Origin of the sequence: Polynucleobacter sp. IMCC 29146 (genome assembly GCF_021395195.1) — a bacterium.
In the GTDB taxonomy this organism is placed as follows: domain Bacteria; phylum Pseudomonadota; class Gammaproteobacteria; order Burkholderiales; family Burkholderiaceae; genus Polynucleobacter.
The window spans coordinates 23,408-40,793 of record NZ_JAJVCR010000011.1 but is presented as its reverse complement, the minus strand read 5'-3'; the positions used below and the strand labels follow the sequence as shown (position 1 = coordinate 40,793).

The following is a 17,386-nucleotide window of genomic DNA, read 5'->3' as shown; positions in this document are numbered from 1 at the left end:
TGACTGACGAGGAGCTTAGAATGATCCAAGACCGATTAAACAACCGACCCAGAAAACGATTAGGATTTAAAACACCGAGTGAAGTCTTTATGCAATCTTTAAACCGTGTTGCACTTCGTGTTTGAATCCACGTTTAATGTAATCACACTATTTCCTTTTTTTAGGCTTTATTTATTTCTTTTGATATTCTTTATTTAGCTACAGTGACCTGTCCACGAATTTCACCGCCTGGGTTTTCTTTGGTGTGAATATTGATGTACCACATGCCGGCTAATAAATTTTTTGCCTGATCAGCAGTAATCGTAGCCTTCCCCTTAATTGGACTTTCTACACTACCTTGAAAGGGAACTACTACACCTGCATTCGCTCCTACTGCGGCTGGACCATGAAAGTGGCCCATCGTAGCAGGACCAGAAAGACCTGAATAAGTTACCGTCCAAGACAATTCGTTGTTATCTTTATTGAACATCACGGTTGCCGCGCCTTTGCCCGCAGTCTTGACGGGAGGTACTGTTTGCGCACCACTGAGATCTGCAGTCATTTTTACTTCATTTGCTGCAAAAGCGGAACCTGCAAAAAGTAACGTGCAAATAACGAGAATTTTAGAAATCGTTTTCATAGTAAGTCCTTAAATAAATTGATACTCAATCATAGCTACATTTAGGGAAAAATGTCTGCTGAACTCTTGAGTAATATTGAAGAAATTATTGCAATGCAACAAGCGCCTGCTTCACGCATTTTTCAATCTTGGCATAGCCCTTGAACTGCTGTCAATTTAGGTCCACTACCAAAGAGAGTTTTCTTATAGTAAATCATTGCAGCAAACTGGGTTGATTTAGGATTATTTGAGGCGCCTTGGTTTGAGGTGCTGGTGGCCTGTAACCTAAAGCGCTATGGGGCCTGATATGGTTATAGTGTTTGACCCATTCCCTAACGATGATCTGTGCTTCCCTCAAGCTGTAAAAGATTTCTCCATCAAGCAGGTTGTCTCTAAAGGTGCCGTTAAAGCTTTCACAAAAACCATTCTCCCAAGGACTACCGGGCTCAATGTAAGCAGTCTTTACTCCAATACCAGATAACCAGCTACGTAGGTCTTTGGCAATAAATTCTGGACCATTATCACTTCGGATGTACTCTGGGATACCGTTGTCAATCATGGCATTAGCCAGTTGTTCAATGACTTGGATTGATCCAATCTTTCTAGCGCAGTGGATAGTTAAGCATTTTCTACTGAACTCATCAATTAGGGTGAGCATGCGGATCTTGCCACCATAAGCATCTCTGATAAAGACAAAATCGTAGCTCCAAACATGATTCGGGTGGGTAGCTCTCAGGCGCATGCAGCTTCCATCGTTTAGCCAGAGCCTGCCTCTAGGGGGTTGTTTTTGTGGGATCTTCAAGCCTTCTTGCCGCCAGATACGAGCGACCTTTGCTGTAGTCGCTTGTCCCCAACCGCTATTACGCATCATGCCCGCAATAAATCGGTAGCCGTACCTGCCATAGGTGCTCGCCATACGGATGACCTCAGCTCGCAGCGGCCCCTCGTCATCTCGAGGGAGCGGCATGTACCGATAAGCTGCTCTGGAGAGCCCTACCAAACTACAGGCAGACCGCTCAGAGATAAGATACTTATCCATGAGTAGCTGCGCTGCATTTTTACGCCTAGTAGGGCTTAGAAGTTTCCCTTAATGACTTCCTTGAGCATCACTTCTCGTAGGGATAGGTCCGCTACGAGTTTCTTAAGCCGAGTATTTTCTAGTTCCAGATCCTTGTACTTCTTTGCCTGGTCTACCTTCATGCCGCCGTAGATCTTGCGCCAGCGATAGTAACTTTGCTCTACGGTTCCTACTTCTTTACAGGCTTGAGCCAGGGTTTTGCCATTGGTGGTTAAAACATCGATTTGACGCAATAAGGTGACAATTTGTTCGGGTTTAAGACGTTGACCTTTAGCCATATTTAACACTCCTTTAGGGTGAAGATTATCAAAAATCCTCTCTTTTGGAGTGGTACTAAAAATCAGGTCAGTTCAATCGCTAGCGAGTTGCCCTAAAATTTCTTGGGCAGACTCGGGGTTTAATTTATTCTGCGCTAATTTCTGCTGCAAAAATTCAATATTGATACTTGATGCACCTAGAGGCTGGTTCAACTCATGCGCAATAGATGCAGATAATGCGCCAGTTTCAACCGTCTTATTTACCTTTAGTAAGGATCTTATTAAAAGTTCTTTTTCATCCAATAGCCTTAGTATTTCTTGATTTTCATCCTTTGCAAGGCTTATTTTGCCCTGCAATTCCTGCTCTTTCTCAATTTGTTGTTGTAGATAATAAATACTAAGCACGATGTAGACTAATAACACACTAGTAAATCCAATCCACCGAATTCCGAAGGCTATGGGATCTTCAGAGTAAAGAAAAATATTAAGCTGCCCTTCTGTAGTGAGAGTTCGATACGTTCTCGTTACACTCACAATGAAATTAAGTGAGGTTAGTCCTAAAACTAACTGGATAACCCTATCGCGCCCATTTTTAAAAAATTTAAATAAGAGAATCAACTGCCATAACAGCAATATTTCCTGAGAGATAGTTATCAGGGCAACTCTTTGAGAAAAACTATTAACCGTCGTCCGTAATGGCTCGTAAAAGCACGCGATAATAAGTGGAATACACCACAATGCGATTATGGCTTGCCATGTTAGTTTTTTCTGATTCCATTTTGTATAAAGAATTACCAGCGCTATATTGGCGGCAACATAACAAGTATTGGCAATAGTTAATAAAAAGTGACTAACCCAGGGGGCCAAACCAAAGGCCAAACAACAAAGCCCATACAGTCCAACGCTTATAAGTAAGTTGGTGTTAGCGCTATAAGCCTTACTATATTTAAATTTCCAAAAAAAGCTAAGGAAAAAAGTAAAAGTTAATAGGGCAAAAACCAGAAAGAAAATTTGATTAGCGATTTCCATTATTTAATTATAGTTTTTGGCTCATTTGCTGGTGGAAATAATGGTTAAATATAGCGCATACTATTGCCTAATCCTTTTTAACCACCTTTCTGAGTGCTATGTCATGATCCATTTATCTAAATACCTACCATCCTTGGGCTTATTAAACCGATTTTCAATTTTTGCTAGCACCTTATTGATAGTCTGCGCCGCCTATGCCCAAGTTGATAAACCTTTGGTCTTAGTGGTGCCATTCCCCCCTGGTGGTAGCACTGATATTACCGCACGTACGATTCAAACTAAATTATCCGAGCGGATTGGCAAACCGGTAGTGATTGAAAATCGCGCAGGAGCTGCTAGCCAAATTGCGACCCAACATGTGGCCCGCTCACCCGCTGATGGTAATACGCTATTAGTTAGTTTTGATAATCATGCGATTAATCCCATTGTTAAGCCTAAATTACCTTATGACACCTTTAAAGATTTTGTGGGGGTGAGTTTATTGGTGCGCTTTCCATTGGTCATTGCAGCTAACCCATCAGTACCAGCAAATAATTTAGCGGGTTTTATTGAAGCGGCTAGAAAAAAACCGGGTGCATATAGTTATGCCTCAACTGGAGTTGGCTCATTAAATCAATTGGCCATGGAAGATATCAAACGGAAATTTGGTATTTTTGTTTTACATGTTCCTTATGGCGGCGGTGGACCAGCTATTCAAGCTGTAGTCAGTAATACTGCTAGCCTTACTTTACTTAGTTATGCAGCTCTGAAGGGGCAAATACAGGCTGACAAGTTAAAGCCCTTGGCCGTCACTGGTTCGCGCAGATTACCTGAGTTACCCCAAACGCCTACCGTTGCTGAATCAGGCTACCCTAATTTTGAAGCCTATTCCTGGATTGGTATTTTTGCCCCCGCTGACACTTCACCAGCGATTCTAAAAAAACTGACGGCTGATTTTCAAGCAGTTTTAAATGACCCTGAAATTAAAGCCAAATTAACTCAAGGTGGTTTTGACGTCTTGGCATCGGATGGGCCGAGTTTAGATCGCTACACTAAAACGGAATTTGACCGTTGGGGCCAATTTGTTAAAACAACTCAGTTAAAACTCGACGACTAATATGGCTGATCAATTAACTGGTGCTGAAGCCTTAGTACGAATGCTTGAGGCCTATCAGGTCAAACATATTTTTGGCTTATGTGGAGATACGTCGTTACCTTTTTACGATGCCTTACAGCGGCTTGATCATGGCATGGAACATATTCTCACCCGCGATGAACGCAGTGCTGGGTATATGGCTGACGCCTATGCGCGGGTAACAGGTAAAGTAGGTGTCTGTGAAGGGCCCAGCGGTGGCGGAGCAACCTATCTACTCCCAGCCTTACTTGAGGCCAATGAATCATCAATTCCTATTTTGGGGATTACCTCTGATGTACCGGTGACTTCGCGCGGCAAATACCCACTGACAGAACTCAATCAGCAAGCACTTTATCAGCCGCTGACAAAGTGGAATGCCACCATCGACTTAGCAGAACAAATTCCCTCGGTCGTACGTAATGCCTTTCGTGCGATGACAACAGGTCGACCTGGGGCAGCTCATATTTGTTTACCGCATGATGTACAAAAACATCCTGTTTCAGTTAGCGATATTTGGGCACAAACAGAAAACAGTATTTATCCGGCACAACGTTTTGTAGCCAATGCAAGCGATCTTGAGCGGGCCGCTGAACTGATCCTCCAAGCACAATATCCTGTCATCATTTGCGGCGGCGGAGTAATTAATTCTGGCGCAGAAGCAATTTTGCAAAGCCTTGTTGAGCTTCTCAATATTCCTCTTTGTACTACCGTCAGTGGTCAAGGTAGCTTAGCGGGTACGCACCCCCTCAATGCTGGTGTGGTTGGTGCTAATGGAGGCGTGATGGCCACACGCGCTGTAGTCAGTGCTGCTGATTTAGTTTTTTTTATCTCTTGCCGAGCAGGCTCCACCACCACCGAAAATTGGCGCTTTCCCAATAAAAATACAACCATCATTCACCTAGATGTTGATCCTGAAACCATTGGCGCTAACTACCCTACTGCTGTTGGTTTGGTAGGTGATGCTAAATTAACTCTAGAACAGTTGTTTGTATCTATTCAAGCAAACCTCACAAGTCGGCGCCAAAGCTGTGTCGATGGTAAGGCGGTTGTCAGCAAAGCCAAAGAAGAAAAAATGCTACCTTTTTTAAAATTGGCTAGCGCTAAAGAAACTCCAATTCTTCCAGAGCGTATTGTGCATACCTTAAATCGCTTATTACCCAGCGATGCGATCGTGTGCGCTGACCCAGGCACACCTTGCCCCTACTTTTCTGCTTATTTTCAAGCTGATGTGGATGGCCGTCATTTCATTACCAACCGTGCGCAAGGGGCGCTTGGTTTTGCCATGTCCGCTGCCATTGGTGCAGTCATTGGTCGACCGAGTTCAAAATGCGTTGCGGTAATGGGTGATGGTAGTTTTGGTTTTACTGTTGGTGAATTAGAAACTATTACTCGCTATAAACTGCCCTTGCTGATGATTGTCATTTCCAATTCAGTATATGGATGGATTAAAGCAAGTCAAAAATCAGGCTACGACCAGCGCTACTTTTCGGTCGATTTCAATCGCACTGATCACGCTAAAGTTGCTGCAGCCTATGGCATTAAATCCTGGCGGGTAGAGGATCCACTCAAATTAGAGGCCGTCATGAAAGAGGCCATTGCTAGTGATGAACCAACGCTTATCGACATCATTTCCCAACCCTTACAAGACGCGCAAGCGCCAGTTAGTCAATGGATGGGTTAGCTATTCCACCTTGGCACCAGATAGCCTCACTACCTCAGCTAGTGCTGGTGCTTCTGCTGTTAAGGTGGCCTGAAACTGGGCTGGTGATTTCGATAAGACCAAATCCATTCCCTGTGAGGCTAACTTTTGTTTAACGCCAGCTTGGGTCATACCTTTAGCGACCGCTGCAAACATTTTATTCACGATGATTGCAGGCGTGCCAGCGGGAAAATAAAGGCCATAAGAAAACGTGGAGTTATATCCCATTAAACCGCTCTCCTCCGCACTTGGAATTCCTGGAATTGCTGCTGAGGGTTTGGCTGAAGTTAACGACAATGGCCTTAAGGTGCCATTTTTGATAAAACCCATTACTGTAGGTGGCGTTGCAATCATCACTTGTGTATTGCCCGCAATGGTGGAAACTGCTGCCGGACTACCGCCTTTAAATTGAATAGTAGTGAACTTCACTTGCGTAACACCCTCAAACAAAGCAGTGGCTAAATGGGGTGTGGAACCATTGCCCGACGAAGCATTAAAAATAATCCCCGGATTTGCTTTACCAAATTTAATTAAGTCTTGTAAATTCTTATAAGGCTCATTGGGATTAACGCAAATAATCATAGAGCCACTAGCAAGATTAGTCACGGGAATAAAATCGGTCTGTTGATCCAAGGCCATTTTGGGAAAAAGCGCTTTAATTTGCGCATGCGGCCCTGACATCGAAATCGTATAGCCATCGGGCGCCGCTTTGGCTACTAAATCGGCTGCGATCGCACCTCCGACTCCCGGTCTATTCTCAACATTGACGGGCACACCAATTTCTTTAGAAATTTGATCGGCGCTAATTCGCGCAACAAAATCAGCTGCGCCACCTGGGGGATAGCCAATGACTAATTTAATTGGCCGCTCAGGATAAACACCTTGGGCCATGACCGCAGTGTTGTACACAAGAAAACCCATAATCAAGGCAAAACTTGGCTTTCTTAACATCATTTATTTACCTTTAAAAATAGGGGTCCGCTTTTCTGCAAAGGCTTTACGGCCCTCTTTGTAGTCTTCACTAGCAAAGCAGGCATCGACCATTGCCATCGCTTGGGCATGGTCTTGTTGATTTTGCTCAGCTAAGGCCTGCTGAATCGCAAATTTACTTGCCGCAATCGTTAACGGCGCATTTTCTGCGATCCCTTCTGCGTAGGCCAAAACCTCTGCGTCTAAGGTATTTACACTATGGACTTTGGACACAAACCCCATTTGCAATGCGTCGGCAGAATTAAAACGGCGGGCACTAAAGAATATATCGGCAGTGTTAGCCGGCCCCATGATACTAATAAAACGCGCTATTCCTGTTGGGCTATAAGCAAGACCTAAACGGGCGGCAGGCATCCTAAACTGCGCGTCTTCTGCACACAGTCGAATATCGCAAGATGAAGCAAACCCCAAGCCGCCACCAAAGCAATAACCCCGAATACTCGCAACCACGGGTTTCGAACAGGCCATAGGTGCAGCATAGGCTGCTAAGACAGCATTGTTGTATTGCTCCTGAGCCTCAGCTGTACCTCTTAATTTATCAAATTGAGAAATATCTGCCCCTGAAATAAATGCTTTATCCCCATCACCCGCAACCACTATGACGCCTACAGTTGGATCAGCATCAAAGCTCTGCATCGCAGCGGGTAAATTCGCCCACATCTCGAAGGTCATTGCATTCATTTTTTCTTGGTTAGAAAAAATAATAAAGCCTACTGCACCATTTTTACGAATAATGAGTTCTGCCATAAGTATTTTATTTGCTTAAATAATTGCGTTTTTAGTAAAAGAATCAATTGTTGCACTGTCATAGCCTAACTCAGTCAAGATTTCAGTAGTATGCTGACCACGCAATGGTGAGCTAGCGACAATCTGAGAGGGTGTTCTAGTTAACTTAATCGACTGGTTTAACAGAGCAAGCTCGCCTAGCGTGGGGTGCGTAGCCTTACCGACAGCCTCCAAATGCATTACCTGTGGGTCGCTAAAGACTTGATCCATCGTATAAATAGGGCCGCACGGGATACCTTTTTCTAGAAGTAATTCTACCCATTTAGCGCTAGTTTTATGCATTAAAGTTTTACTTAACTCAGCATTGAGTCTTGCTCTACCAGCAGAACGACCTTTAGCATTTTTAAATTGCTCATCGAGGAGTAAATCATCACGCTCAATCGCGCTAGCAAATTTTTCCCAAACCCCTAAACCAGTGGCGGCGATATTAATAAAGCCATCCTGGGTTTTATAAGCCGATGTTGGCATGAAGGTAGGATGATCATTACCTACTTGCTTGGCTACCTCACCACTCATCGTGTAGCGCGCCGCTTGAAAATCTAATAAGGTTAAACCCGCTTGCAAGAGATTGGCTTGTACCCACTGCCCTTGCCCACTTTCATCCCGTTCAAGTAAGGCAGTCATTACCCCCATTGCTGCCAGCAGGCCAGCAGTTACATCGGTTACAGCGCCGCCTACGCGCATCGGGCCATCTCCTGGGGCTCCTGTCACGGACATTAAGCCAGATAAGCCTTGAGTAATTTGATCAAAACCAGGGCGATTTTTATACGGGCCATCTTCACCATAACCCGAAATACTCGCCAGAATAATTTTGGGATTGATTTTTTTTAATGAGTCGTAATCAATTCCTAAGCGATACTTAACATCTGGTCGATAATTTTCTACGACGACATCGGCAGTTTTTGCTAATTGCTCAAAAATAGCTTTGCCTTCAGGGGTTTTCAAATTTAAAGTAATCGAGCGTTTATTGCGATGTAGATTTTGAAAGTCGGCAGCATCGCGTGGACCAGCATATTCTTCAGGCCCCGGGTTTTCAATCTTCACTACGTCAGCACCAAAATCGGCTAAGTGCCTGACGCATACTGGTCCAGCACGAACGCGGGTTAAATCAAGCACTCGAAAACGGGATAAGGCTTTGGAAGCAACTATTTTGGACATACTTAATGCATCATTTCAAGTGCAGGTTTTTTTCTTATCAGATAAAGGCCGATACAAAAACCCAAAGCCCCTAATGCAGCCACATAATAGGCAGGCGACATCATATTTAAAGGAATTAATAGGCTTATAAAAATTGGAGTGAGTCCACCAAAAATCGCATAAGCCACGTTGTAGGAAAAGGAAAGCCCGGAGAATCGAACGGGTGCAGGAAACGCCATTACCCCAACCGCAGGAATAATGGCGATAACGCCGACAAAAAAACCATTTAAACCATAGAGCAGAAAAATATGTTCAGATGAAATTGCCAACTGTTGGTAAAAAAGAATTGACGTTGCTGCCAGCCCAGTTGAGCCAATCAGCATGACTCGTCCTGCATTGAATTTTCCTGCTAAAGCGCCAAAAACTAAACACCCTGCTGTTAAGCTTAGGGTTGCAAAAATATTAGCCTCAAGTGCGAGTCTAGCGGGCACTTTAAATAAAGTTTGCAACAAGGTTGGTGTCATTAAAATCATCGTCACAATTGCTGCAGATAACATCCAAGTCATTAATGCTGTTAACACAATTGCTGGACGATGCGCACGCAAAACGACCTTTAAAGGTAATTCTTGACGACTTAATTGCTGTTGCATTGCTTGAAATACTGGGGTTTCATGTAACCATTGCCTCAGAAAAACTGCAATAACCCCAAACACGCCACCCAGAATAAAGGGGACACGCCAACCCCCGCTTAAAATTTGCTCTGGTGAATAAAATGTATTGATTAACACGGCTACAACTGCGCCTAATAAAATACCGCCAGTTAATCCAGCTGTTAAAACAGCACATGCGAAACTAACATAGCGAGGGGCCACATGCTCAGCGACAAATACCCATGCCCCCGGAACCTCGCCACCAATCGCTGCGCCTTGCATCATCCGAAATAATAATAAGATAAGCGGTGCTAATATGCCGATATCAGCGTAAGTTGGCATCAGCCCAATAGCCAGAGTGGGAATTGCCATTAAAAATATACTAAGCGTAAACATTTTTTTGCGCCCACGGGTATCGCCAAAGTGCGCCATCACAATACCACCAATGGGACGCACTAAATATCCTGCCGCAAAAATACCAAAGGTTTGTAATTGACGCAACCAGTCGGGCATATTAGCTGGAAAAAATAATGCCCCAATTGAGGTAGCAAAATAAACAAAGATAATGAAGTCATAAAATTCGAGCACACCGCCGAGCGCAGAAAGGCTTAAGATTTTTAATTCAGAACGGCTCAGTGAGCTCATTAATAATATCTTTTATGTGCGTGGCCAATAGGCTATCGAAGATTGATTGATTACTTCTTGAAATTACTAGGCTTACATTGATATTCAGTCGTTTTATTGCCATCGGCAAGATCTTGAACAGTCATCGTGCCTTCTTTTGGATTGATGACGGTAATTGAGTCGCTAGTATTGCTTTTGTAATTGATGGTGTAAATACCGCTCTTTTTGGATATCTGGGCAACACCACCCAAAGCATCAGTTTTACCATTCTTCATCACTAACTCATCGATTTGGTAGACCCATTGGTTTTTTTGATGATGTACTTGAATCAATAAATTGGATGTTGAATTAGCCTCAGCGCAAATTAGCCGAACCCCTTTAGCATGGACACTAAAAGAAAAAAGAATGCCTAATAACAGTATAGATAGCTTCATTTCTAACCCTTTAAAATTAGTGCTTAATTATTGCTTAATTATTGCTTAATTATCACCTAATTAGCCTCAGCAATGGTGACCAGCCTAGCAATTAATGGTAGGTCGCCAATTCCTGTTATAAATACAGCTATATTAGCCTTTGGAGGTGCAGTATGTATTTAAGAGGGTTACAAGTAATCATCTATGGCATCAGCTTTATGCTGAGCTGTATTTCTTTTGCAACCTTTGCCCATCGCGCCAATGAACCTGAACACCAGATATACCATGAAGGCAATTTGCCCCTTGAAAATGGTGCATTTATTCGGGTTTTTTCCTTAAGCTATACAACCTTTGGTACGCTAAATAAAGATAAAAGTAATGCAATTTTGATGGTTACGGCCATTGGTGGCAATCATCATCGCCTTGATTATTTAATCGGCCCTGGCAAAGCACTGGATCCTGATAAATATTTCATTATTTGTACCGATGCCATTGGCAATGGTCTTACTACTTCGCCATCGAACAGCAAATTACAACCCAATACGAGTTTTCCTGAATTTAATATTCGCGATATGGTGAATTCGCAATACCGTCTGGTGGTCGATCACTTTGGTATTACGAAATTAGTAGCGGTAATTGGCGCATCGATGGGGGGTATGCAAGCCTTGCAATGGGGTGTTTCTTACCCTTATGCCATGCAAGCCATTATTCCCATTGTGCCGCTTGCAAAAACACCAGCCTGGACTACAGGGATTCTAGAAATGCTACGCCAAAGTATTATGAGCGACCCCAATTACCGGAATGGTCAATACGACAAACCACTGGAAGCAGGTATGCGACTGTGGTCTGGTTGGCTTAGCGGTGTGATTGTTCGTACTCCCGCCTACCAAAATCAATTGATTTCCTCGCCGGAAGCAGAAATCGAAGCCCTGCGTAAGATACAAGATGCAGGCTGGAAAAGAATGGATGCCAACGATTGGATTTGGCAATCGCGAGCATACGATCGCCACGATGTTGGTCAAACTGCTGGCTTTAATGGCGACACAGCCGCAGCACTGCGCTCGATTAAAGCCAAAACCCTGATTCTTGCAGGCACTGGCGACTTACTGAACCCAGAAGCAGATGCCCTAAAAACTGCCAAGATCATTCCTAATGCTAAATATATTGCGATTAATGAGCGCTTGCCAATGGGGCACTACTCTGGGGCAGGCGCCACTAAAGATGAAAATGATTTACAAAACCAGGTCATTAAAAGTTTCTTGGCCACCCTTAAACTATAACAATTAGGTCTATGGAAAATCTAAAGCCAGCTCTCGATGCACTTTTTATTATGTTGGGTGCTGTTATGGTATTAGCCATGCATGCGGGCTTTGCTTTTTTAGAGCTTGGTACAGTACGCGAAAAAAATCAAGTTAATGCCTTAGTCAAAATTTTGATTGATTTTGCGGTCTCAACAATTGCCTATTTTTTTATTGGTTATGGCCTGGCTTATGGTATCGGGTTTTGGGATTCGGCTACCGTCTTAGCGCAAAAAAGTGGTTTTGAGTTAGTTAAATTTTTCTTCTTACTCACCTTTGCTGCCGCAATTCCTGCTATTGTTTCTGGCGGCATTGCCGAGCGCGCTAAATTTAACCCTCAGTTAATTGCTACCTTTATTTTGGTCGGTTTTCTTTACCCCTTTTTCGAAGGCATTGTCTGGAATCAAAACTATGGTATTCAAGCTTGGATTAAAAACCTTACAGGTGAGGAATTCCATGACTTCGCAGGCTCAATTGTGGTTCATGCGGTCGGCGGCTGGATTGCCTTGCCTGCAATTATTTTATTAGGCGCACGTTATGGTCGGTACAACAAAGATGGCAAAGTCTCCGCTCATCCGCCCTCGAGTATTCCATTCCTTGCGCTAGGGGCATGGATTCTAACGGTAGGTTGGTTTGGCTTTAATGTCATGAGCGCACAAACCATTGATAAGATGAGTGGCCTTGTGGCTATGAATTCACTAATGGCCATGGTTGGCGGAACTCTGGCAGCATGGCTGGTTGGTAAGAATGATCCTGGCTTTGCCTATAACGGGCCATTAGCTGGTTTAGTTGCCGTTTGTGCAGGCTCAGATTTAATGCATCCCGTAGGCGCCTTAGTAGTTGGTCTGGTCGCTGGCGCGCTCTTTGTCAAAGTATTTACCTTAGAGCAAAATCGCTGGCGTATTGACGACGTATTAGGGGTGTGGCCGTTACATGGTTTATGTGGACTATGGGGCGGCTTAGCGGCAGGAATCTTTGGGCAGAAATTTTTTGGAGGAATTGGCGGCATATCCTTTTCAGCGCAATTAATTGGCTCGGCCCTTGGTGTTGCAATTGCGCTAGTTGGCGGCTTTATTGTGTATGGCGTGCTAAAGCGTGCGATGGGACTAAAACTCAGCCCCGAAGAAGAACATGCTGGCGCCGATTTAAGTATCCATCAAATTACGTCTACGCCAGGCAAAGAGTCGGTTTGGTAGTCTCAACGAAATTCCCCGCAACCCAGAAAGAAGAAATGAAGCCCTTTTCCAATACACACCATTTACTGAAACACCTGATTACGCTTAGTTTATTTGCCCTGTCTGGACATACCCTAGCCGTCACGCATTTAGGCGGCGATGTACCCTATGAGGATATCAAGGCGACAGTCATTCCTTTAATAGATGCCCCTAAAACGATTTTAGGACAATCATTTAAATATCCCACTGGCACACCCTTAATTAATGCGTACAACATTGAAATACCTGTAGGTAAAAAAACTTCACTTCATAAACATGCTGTCCCGTTATTTATATACGTGGTTTCAGGTGAAGTAATCGTTGACTATGGCAGCAAAGGTAAGCGCACCTTCAAATCTGGCGCGTCATATATTGAGGCGATTGAATGGTGCCATATTGCTCACGCCGTGGGTAATCAACCGGTAAAAATTATTGGTGTGTATATGGGCCAAGAAAAACCAGATCAAATTAAGCCAGAAGTTTGCACCAAACCGAATTAAAGTGTCCTTAAATTCGCGATAGCAATCATCTGCCAAGTGCCTTGATTTTGCTTCCAAACACTAAGGCGCGCAAAAGATTTAGCTGGAAGTCTTTTGCCGTCGATGGTTTCCTCTACTGCCAGCATATTAGTCACGACTAGGCAACCGTCTACCTGAGTTACTTTGAAATCACTTACCGTACACTTGCCAATCTTTTCGTTTTTAATCATTTGAATTTCGGTAGCTCTATCACGTGCTCCATCAGAATGAACTGATTGAAATCCGGGGGCAAACATTGCTTCCACCGCTGGCCAGTTGCAGGCGGTAATATTAGCTAATAACTGACGATAGAGGCGCTCGCCTTCTGTAGCAATATTAATTTCCATAGTCTCATTACCTTAAGGTAAATTATTAATCATGATGAATAATAACTATAAACTAAAAAATAAATTATTTCTTACGCCAATATGATTTCTTGCGCAAGACTAATTCAGTATTGAGACAAACTCTGTAGGTTGCATTCGTAGTTTTTGTGGCATCGACCGATCCGGTGTGCCAATATTGATAAAACATAAAGGATCTTCATCCACACTAAGGCCAAATAAATCACGAATAGGCTGCATATACATCGACTTACCACTCGTTGGACTGGCTCCAAAGCCCATTGCATGTGCCATTAGAAAGATATTTTGAATAGCACATCCAGCAGAAATAATGCGTTCACTTAAGGGCACTGAATGGTCCGAGCCCCTTGCATTAACGACTAACAGCATCACAAAGGGCGCCCGATGTGCCTTAACCATCGCATCTTGAACTTGTTGGTCGGTGGCTGAAGAGTCTCGATCTAATAGCGATTGAGCAAATGCTTGAGCTAACTCCCCCCTTTTTTCGAGCGGGCATATCACAAAACGCCATGGACGAATTAACCCATGATCTGGCGCAGTTGCCGCCATTGAAAATAGGGTATCTAACTGCCCCTGAGTTGGGCCAGGCTGAAATAAACGTTTTGGCAAAAAGGATTGGCGAGTTGAAATTAGAGTTTGGATTGTTTCGCACAATTGACTATTTACCATTTTTTTATTTCCCGTGATTCATTGCTAAGTATTGACTATTTTCTTCCAATACCCAATCGTCGGCTGCGCACAATTTGGTATGGGCGAAATAAATAGGTGATAGAGGCAAAGCCACTCCAAATATGCACCAGCCGGGTAAATGGAAAGATTAGAAACAGCGTCATACCCAAAAACATATGGAGGCGAAAGATCCAATTAACTCCACTTAATAACTCAACTGCACTACCCTGAAATGTCATAATATGCTGCGCCCAACCAGCCAGCTTCAACATCATCGAACCATCTAAGTGAGCAGCAGATAATGGAATTGTTGCTAACCCAAGTACAAGTTGTACCCATAAAATAAGCAATATTAAAATATCGCTAGGCTTACTAGTAAGCCGAATACGATCATCCATTAAACGCCGATACAATAAAATACTTATACCAACCAATCCAAAGATACCTGCAATACCACCCGTTATCATGGCAACAAGCTGCTTTTCACCAGCAGCAATAAATGACTCATAAAAGAAATGGGGGGTGAGCATCCCAAAGAAGTGCCCAAAGAACAAAAATAACACACCAATATGAAACAACATACTACCTAAACGTAGTTGTTTTTTACGCAATAGCTGGCTTGAATCACTTTTCCAGGTGTATTGATCGCGATCAAAGCGAATTAAACTGCCTAAAAAAAATATCGTTAGGCATATATAGGGATAAATTCCAAAAATAAATAACTCTAAATAGTTCATATTTGAACTCCTTGTTTATCTTTAGCATGCTGAATAAAATGAAGTGGCTGTTCATCGCCTGGCTTACCTTGACCTTGAGTAGTGCATCCCCCAAATGCAGGAGGTTCTGCCCAAGTCTCGTCAATTGATTCTTCTTTAAGCTTTAGAGCAAGAATTTTTACTTTCTCTCTAGAATATTCAATTGCAGCAGCGACAACCCATGCATACCTACTTTGGCGGGCTACTAATGCACTATAAATTGCGTTCAAAACATGCGCCATTTCTGCGATAAATTGCCTTGACTGAGCTAGTCTTAAAGTGGAAGCAAACTCAAGCACAATTGATAATTGATCTGGTAGTTCGTTGGTTGCAAGTATCAAACCACCCGCTTTATAGGTCTGTAATAAATCAACCATCGCTTGACCACGTTCACGTGAGTCGCCATGCACATGCTCAAATAAATGTAAGGAGGTAGCCCTTCCCCGATCAAAATACTCTACATATTCCTCCTGCAGAACATAAAGATCGGTAGAGTGTAAATATTGTATTAATTCATTTAATCCAATTCCTACAGACTTGCTTATTTTTGGCAAGGCCATAACAATAGGCTTCATTTCTAATAAATTTTCCCGAAGTTCGACATCGGGATATTGAAGTAATCTAGATAATGCGCGTAGTGGTAATGAATCTTTCATCCGTATCCCCTTAAGCACTTAGGTTTATTGGAATTGTGCGGCGCTTAGTTCCACCAAAGAGGCTAGCTTCTGAATCTCCATCTGAACAGCCGTTGCCGAATGTAAACCCGCAACTTCCTTTCATCTCAAATGTGTTTTCTGCATATTCACGATGCGTAGTTGGAATCACGAATCGATCTTCGTAGTTTGCAATTGCCATAATTTGATACATATCTTCAACTTGACTAGCAGAAATTCCGGCTTGATTTAAAGCAGCATGATTTTCAGTGCCATTGACATGTTTATCTCGTTGCCAAGCTCGCATTGCAAGCATTTTTTCTAATGCAGCAACTACTGGAGCCTCGTCTCCCGCCGTTAACATATTTGCCAAATATTGAATTGGAATGCGTAATTGCCTAACATCGGGAATATGGCCATTCACACCAACATATCCGGCCTCAACTGCGCCAGTAATCGGAGAAAGTGGTGGCACATACCAAACCATGGGTAGGGTTCTGTATTCAGGGTGCAGCGGCAATGCAATTTTCCAGTCCATGGCCATTTTATAGACTGGACTTTTCTTAGCGGCATCTAACCAATTTTGCGGCACACCATCTTGTAAAGCTTGCCTTTGCACTACTGGATCATGTGGATCCAGAAAAATCTTTAATTGGGCTTCATATAAATTCTGTTCACTCTCAACGCTGGCAGCATGTTCAATTTGATCAGCATCGTATAACATGACGCCCAAATATCGAATTCTGCCTACACAAGTTTCTGAGCATACGGTAGGCTGTCCGGACTCGATGCGTGGGTAGCAAAAAATACACTTTTCAGCCTTACTACTCTTCCAGTTATAGTAAATCTTTTTATAAGGGCAGGCTGAAACACACATCCGCCAGCCGCGACACTTGTCTTGATCAATTAAGACGATGCCGTCTTCTTCGCGCTTATAAATTGACCCTGACGGACATGAGGCTACACAGGCAGGGTTCAAGCAATGTTCACATAATCTTGGCATATACATCATGAAGGTATTTTCAAATTGCCCATAGACATCTTTTTGCATCTGATCAAAGTTGGTATCTTTACTCCGTTTAGAAAATTCACCACCTAAAATTTCCTCCCAGTTGGGTCCCCACTCAATTTTTTCCATTCGCTTCCCAGTAATTAAGCTTTTAGGCCGCGCAGTTGGGGTTGCCTTAGTCTCTGGAGCATTTTGTAAGTGCTCGTAATCAAAGGTAAAAGGTTCGTAGTAATCATCAATTTCAGGTAAATTAGGATTGCCAAATAAATTCATCCAAATTTTTGATCGACCGCCTTGCTTGGGCTCAAGCTTGCCATTGCTTTTCCGAGTCCAGCCGCCCTTCCACTTTTCTTGGTTTTCCCAATTTTTAGGATAACCAATACCAGGCTTCGTTTCTACGTTATTAAACCAAGCGTATTCCATGCCCGGACGATTAGTCCAGACTTGTTTACAGGTTACTGAGCAAGTATGGCAACCAATGCATTTATCAAGGTTTAATACCATGCCAATTTGCGCTCGAATTTTCATTT

At 43.2% G+C, this 17,386-nt stretch carries 18 protein-coding genes and 1 pseudogene; 6 read left to right on the top strand and 13 right to left on the bottom strand.

Features of this window, described 5'->3' with window-relative positions; genetic code table 11:
• A pseudogene (locus LZT22_RS11380) lies at positions 1-125 on the top strand (IS30 family transposase); the annotation flags it as partial.
• Positions 126-190: 65 nt separating this feature from the next.
• On the opposite strand, the gene LZT22_RS11375 reads toward LZT22_RS11380, so the two are convergent.
• The 3 genes from LZT22_RS11375 to LZT22_RS11365 form a co-directional block, all read right to left on the bottom strand.
• Positions 191-619, bottom strand: a complete 429-nt coding sequence (locus tag LZT22_RS11375; RefSeq protein WP_233925366.1) for a CHRD domain-containing protein — start codon at positions 617-619, stop codon at positions 191-193.
• Between the two features lie 193 nt (positions 620-812).
• Positions 813-1,954 (bottom strand): IS3 family transposase gene (locus LZT22_RS11370; protein WP_233925365.1). Its coding sequence is split into 2 segments (ribosomal slippage): positions 813-1,687 and positions 1,687-1,954, totalling 1,143 coding nucleotides; the frame shifts between segments, so codons are not numbered across the junction.
• 72 nt (positions 1,955-2,026) lie between these two features.
• A complete protein-coding gene (locus LZT22_RS11365) occupies positions 2,027-2,962 on the bottom strand; it encodes a hypothetical protein (RefSeq protein ID WP_233925364.1) in 936 nt (311 codons plus the stop codon).
• 103 nt (positions 2,963-3,065) lie between these two features.
• Between LZT22_RS11365 and LZT22_RS11360 the strand changes: the two genes are divergently transcribed.
• Together LZT22_RS11360 and LZT22_RS11355 are read left to right on the top strand one after the other, a co-directional pair.
• The gene (locus LZT22_RS11360; RefSeq protein ID WP_233925363.1) at positions 3,066-4,058 is read left to right on the top strand and encodes a tripartite tricarboxylate transporter substrate binding protein; all 993 of its coding nucleotides are present in this window, start codon (positions 3,066-3,068) and stop codon (positions 4,056-4,058) included.
• 1 nt (position 4,059) lies between these two features.
• On the top strand, positions 4,060-5,757 hold the full coding sequence (locus tag LZT22_RS11355) for a thiamine pyrophosphate-binding protein (protein ID WP_233925362.1): 1,698 nt from the start codon (positions 4,060-4,062) through the stop codon (positions 5,755-5,757).
• Here the strand turns inward: LZT22_RS11355 and LZT22_RS11350 are convergent, their stop codons facing one another.
• Genes LZT22_RS11350 through LZT22_RS11330 form a run of 5 tightly spaced genes read right to left on the bottom strand, consistent with a single transcriptional unit; the run spans position 5,758 to position 10,396 of the window.
• Positions 5,758-6,729 carry a tripartite tricarboxylate transporter substrate binding protein gene (locus LZT22_RS11350; RefSeq protein ID WP_233925361.1) on the bottom strand — a complete coding sequence of 324 codons (972 nt, stop codon included), beginning with the start codon at positions 6,727-6,729 and terminating at the stop codon, positions 5,758-5,760.
• Positions 6,730-7,512, bottom strand: coding sequence for an enoyl-CoA hydratase (locus tag LZT22_RS11345; RefSeq protein ID WP_233925360.1), 783 nt, complete (start codon positions 7,510-7,512; stop codon positions 6,730-6,732).
• A gap of 15 nt (positions 7,513-7,527) precedes the next feature.
• On the bottom strand, positions 7,528-8,709 hold the full coding sequence (locus tag LZT22_RS11340) for a CaiB/BaiF CoA-transferase family protein (protein ID WP_233925359.1): 1,182 nt from the start codon (positions 8,707-8,709) through the stop codon (positions 7,528-7,530).
• Between the two features lie 2 nt (positions 8,710-8,711).
• Positions 8,712-9,983, bottom strand: coding sequence for an MFS transporter (locus LZT22_RS11335; protein WP_233925358.1), 1,272 nt, complete (start codon positions 9,981-9,983; stop codon positions 8,712-8,714).
• Positions 9,984-10,033: 50 nt separating this feature from the next.
• Positions 10,034-10,396, bottom strand: coding sequence for a hypothetical protein (locus LZT22_RS11330; RefSeq protein WP_233925357.1), 363 nt, complete (start codon positions 10,394-10,396; stop codon positions 10,034-10,036).
• 152 nt (positions 10,397-10,548) lie between these two features.
• Between LZT22_RS11330 and LZT22_RS11325 the strand changes: the two genes are divergently transcribed.
• The 3 genes from LZT22_RS11325 to LZT22_RS11315 are packed head-to-tail and all read left to right on the top strand — an operon-like array spanning position 10,549 to position 13,387.
• A complete protein-coding gene (locus LZT22_RS11325) occupies positions 10,549-11,655 on the top strand; it encodes an alpha/beta fold hydrolase (protein WP_233925356.1) in 1,107 nt (368 codons plus the stop codon).
• Positions 11,656-11,666: 11 nt separating this feature from the next.
• On the top strand, positions 11,667-12,869 hold the full coding sequence (locus tag LZT22_RS11320; protein WP_233925355.1) for an ammonium transporter: 1,203 nt from the start codon (positions 11,667-11,669) through the stop codon (positions 12,867-12,869).
• 35 nt (positions 12,870-12,904) lie between these two features.
• Positions 12,905-13,387 carry a cupin domain-containing protein gene (locus LZT22_RS11315; protein WP_233925354.1) on the top strand — a complete coding sequence of 161 codons (483 nt, stop codon included), beginning with the start codon at positions 12,905-12,907 and terminating at the stop codon, positions 13,385-13,387.
• Here the strand turns inward: LZT22_RS11315 and LZT22_RS11310 are convergent.
• The 5 genes from LZT22_RS11310 to narH all read right to left on the bottom strand — a co-directional run bounded on the left by LZT22_RS11310 (position 13,384) and on the right by narH (position 17,384).
• A complete protein-coding gene (locus tag LZT22_RS11310) occupies positions 13,384-13,752 on the bottom strand; it encodes a nuclear transport factor 2 family protein (RefSeq protein WP_233925353.1) in 369 nt (122 codons plus the stop codon). The genes LZT22_RS11315 and LZT22_RS11310 overlap by 4 nt on opposite strands.
• Before the next feature lie 99 nt (positions 13,753-13,851).
• Positions 13,852-14,439, bottom strand: coding sequence for a nitroreductase (locus LZT22_RS11305; RefSeq protein ID WP_233925352.1), 588 nt, complete (start codon positions 14,437-14,439; stop codon positions 13,852-13,854).
• 35 nt (positions 14,440-14,474) lie between these two features.
• The gene (gene narI, locus LZT22_RS11300; protein ID WP_233925351.1) at positions 14,475-15,176 is read right to left on the bottom strand and encodes a respiratory nitrate reductase subunit gamma; all 702 of its coding nucleotides are present in this window, start codon (positions 15,174-15,176) and stop codon (positions 14,475-14,477) included.
• Positions 15,173-15,850 carry a nitrate reductase molybdenum cofactor assembly chaperone gene (gene narJ, locus LZT22_RS11295; RefSeq protein ID WP_233925350.1) on the bottom strand — a complete coding sequence of 226 codons (678 nt, stop codon included), beginning with the start codon at positions 15,848-15,850 and terminating at the stop codon, positions 15,173-15,175. Before narJ ends, narI begins: the two co-directional genes overlap by 4 nt.
• Before the next feature lie 10 nt (positions 15,851-15,860).
• Positions 15,861-17,384, bottom strand: coding sequence for a nitrate reductase subunit beta (gene narH / locus LZT22_RS11290; protein WP_233925349.1), 1,524 nt, complete (start codon positions 17,382-17,384; stop codon positions 15,861-15,863).
• Between the last annotated feature and the right edge of the window lie 2 nt (positions 17,385-17,386).

Excerpts from the sequence above, each read along its gene's own strand:
- LZT22_RS11375 (WP_233925366.1), bottom strand. The coding sequence starts at position 619 with ATGAAAACGATTTCTAAAATTCTCGTTATTTGCACGTTACTTTTTGCA.
- LZT22_RS11365 (WP_233925364.1), bottom strand. The coding sequence starts at position 2,962 with ATGGAAATCGCTAATCAAATTTTCTTTCTGGTTTTTGCCCTATTAACT.
- LZT22_RS11360 (WP_233925363.1), top strand. The coding sequence starts at position 3,066 with ATGATCCATTTATCTAAATACCTACCATCCTTGGGCTTATTAAACCGA.
- LZT22_RS11355 (WP_233925362.1), top strand. The coding sequence starts at position 4,060 with ATGGCTGATCAATTAACTGGTGCTGAAGCCTTAGTACGAATGCTTGAG.
- LZT22_RS11350 (WP_233925361.1), bottom strand. The coding sequence starts at position 6,729 with ATGATGTTAAGAAAGCCAAGTTTTGCCTTGATTATGGGTTTTCTTGTG.
- LZT22_RS11345 (WP_233925360.1), bottom strand. The coding sequence starts at position 7,512 with ATGGCAGAACTCATTATTCGTAAAAATGGTGCAGTAGGCTTTATTATT.
- LZT22_RS11340 (WP_233925359.1), bottom strand. The coding sequence starts at position 8,709 with ATGTCCAAAATAGTTGCTTCCAAAGCCTTATCCCGTTTTCGAGTGCTT.
- LZT22_RS11335 (WP_233925358.1), bottom strand. The coding sequence starts at position 9,983 with ATGAGCTCACTGAGCCGTTCTGAATTAAAAATCTTAAGCCTTTCTGCG.
- LZT22_RS11330 (WP_233925357.1), bottom strand. The coding sequence starts at position 10,396 with ATGAAGCTATCTATACTGTTATTAGGCATTCTTTTTTCTTTTAGTGTC.
- LZT22_RS11325 (WP_233925356.1), top strand. The coding sequence starts at position 10,549 with ATGTATTTAAGAGGGTTACAAGTAATCATCTATGGCATCAGCTTTATG.
- LZT22_RS11320 (WP_233925355.1), top strand. The coding sequence starts at position 11,667 with ATGGAAAATCTAAAGCCAGCTCTCGATGCACTTTTTATTATGTTGGGT.
- LZT22_RS11315 (WP_233925354.1), top strand. The coding sequence starts at position 12,905 with ATGAAGCCCTTTTCCAATACACACCATTTACTGAAACACCTGATTACG.
- LZT22_RS11310 (WP_233925353.1), bottom strand. The coding sequence starts at position 13,752 with ATGGAAATTAATATTGCTACAGAAGGCGAGCGCCTCTATCGTCAGTTA.
- LZT22_RS11305 (WP_233925352.1), bottom strand. The coding sequence starts at position 14,439 with ATGGTAAATAGTCAATTGTGCGAAACAATCCAAACTCTAATTTCAACT.
- narI (WP_233925351.1), bottom strand. The coding sequence starts at position 15,176 with ATGAACTATTTAGAGTTATTTATTTTTGGAATTTATCCCTATATATGC.
- narJ (WP_233925350.1), bottom strand. The coding sequence starts at position 15,850 with ATGAAAGATTCATTACCACTACGCGCATTATCTAGATTACTTCAATAT.
- narH (WP_233925349.1), bottom strand. The coding sequence starts at position 17,384 with ATGAAAATTCGAGCGCAAATTGGCATGGTATTAAACCTTGATAAATGC.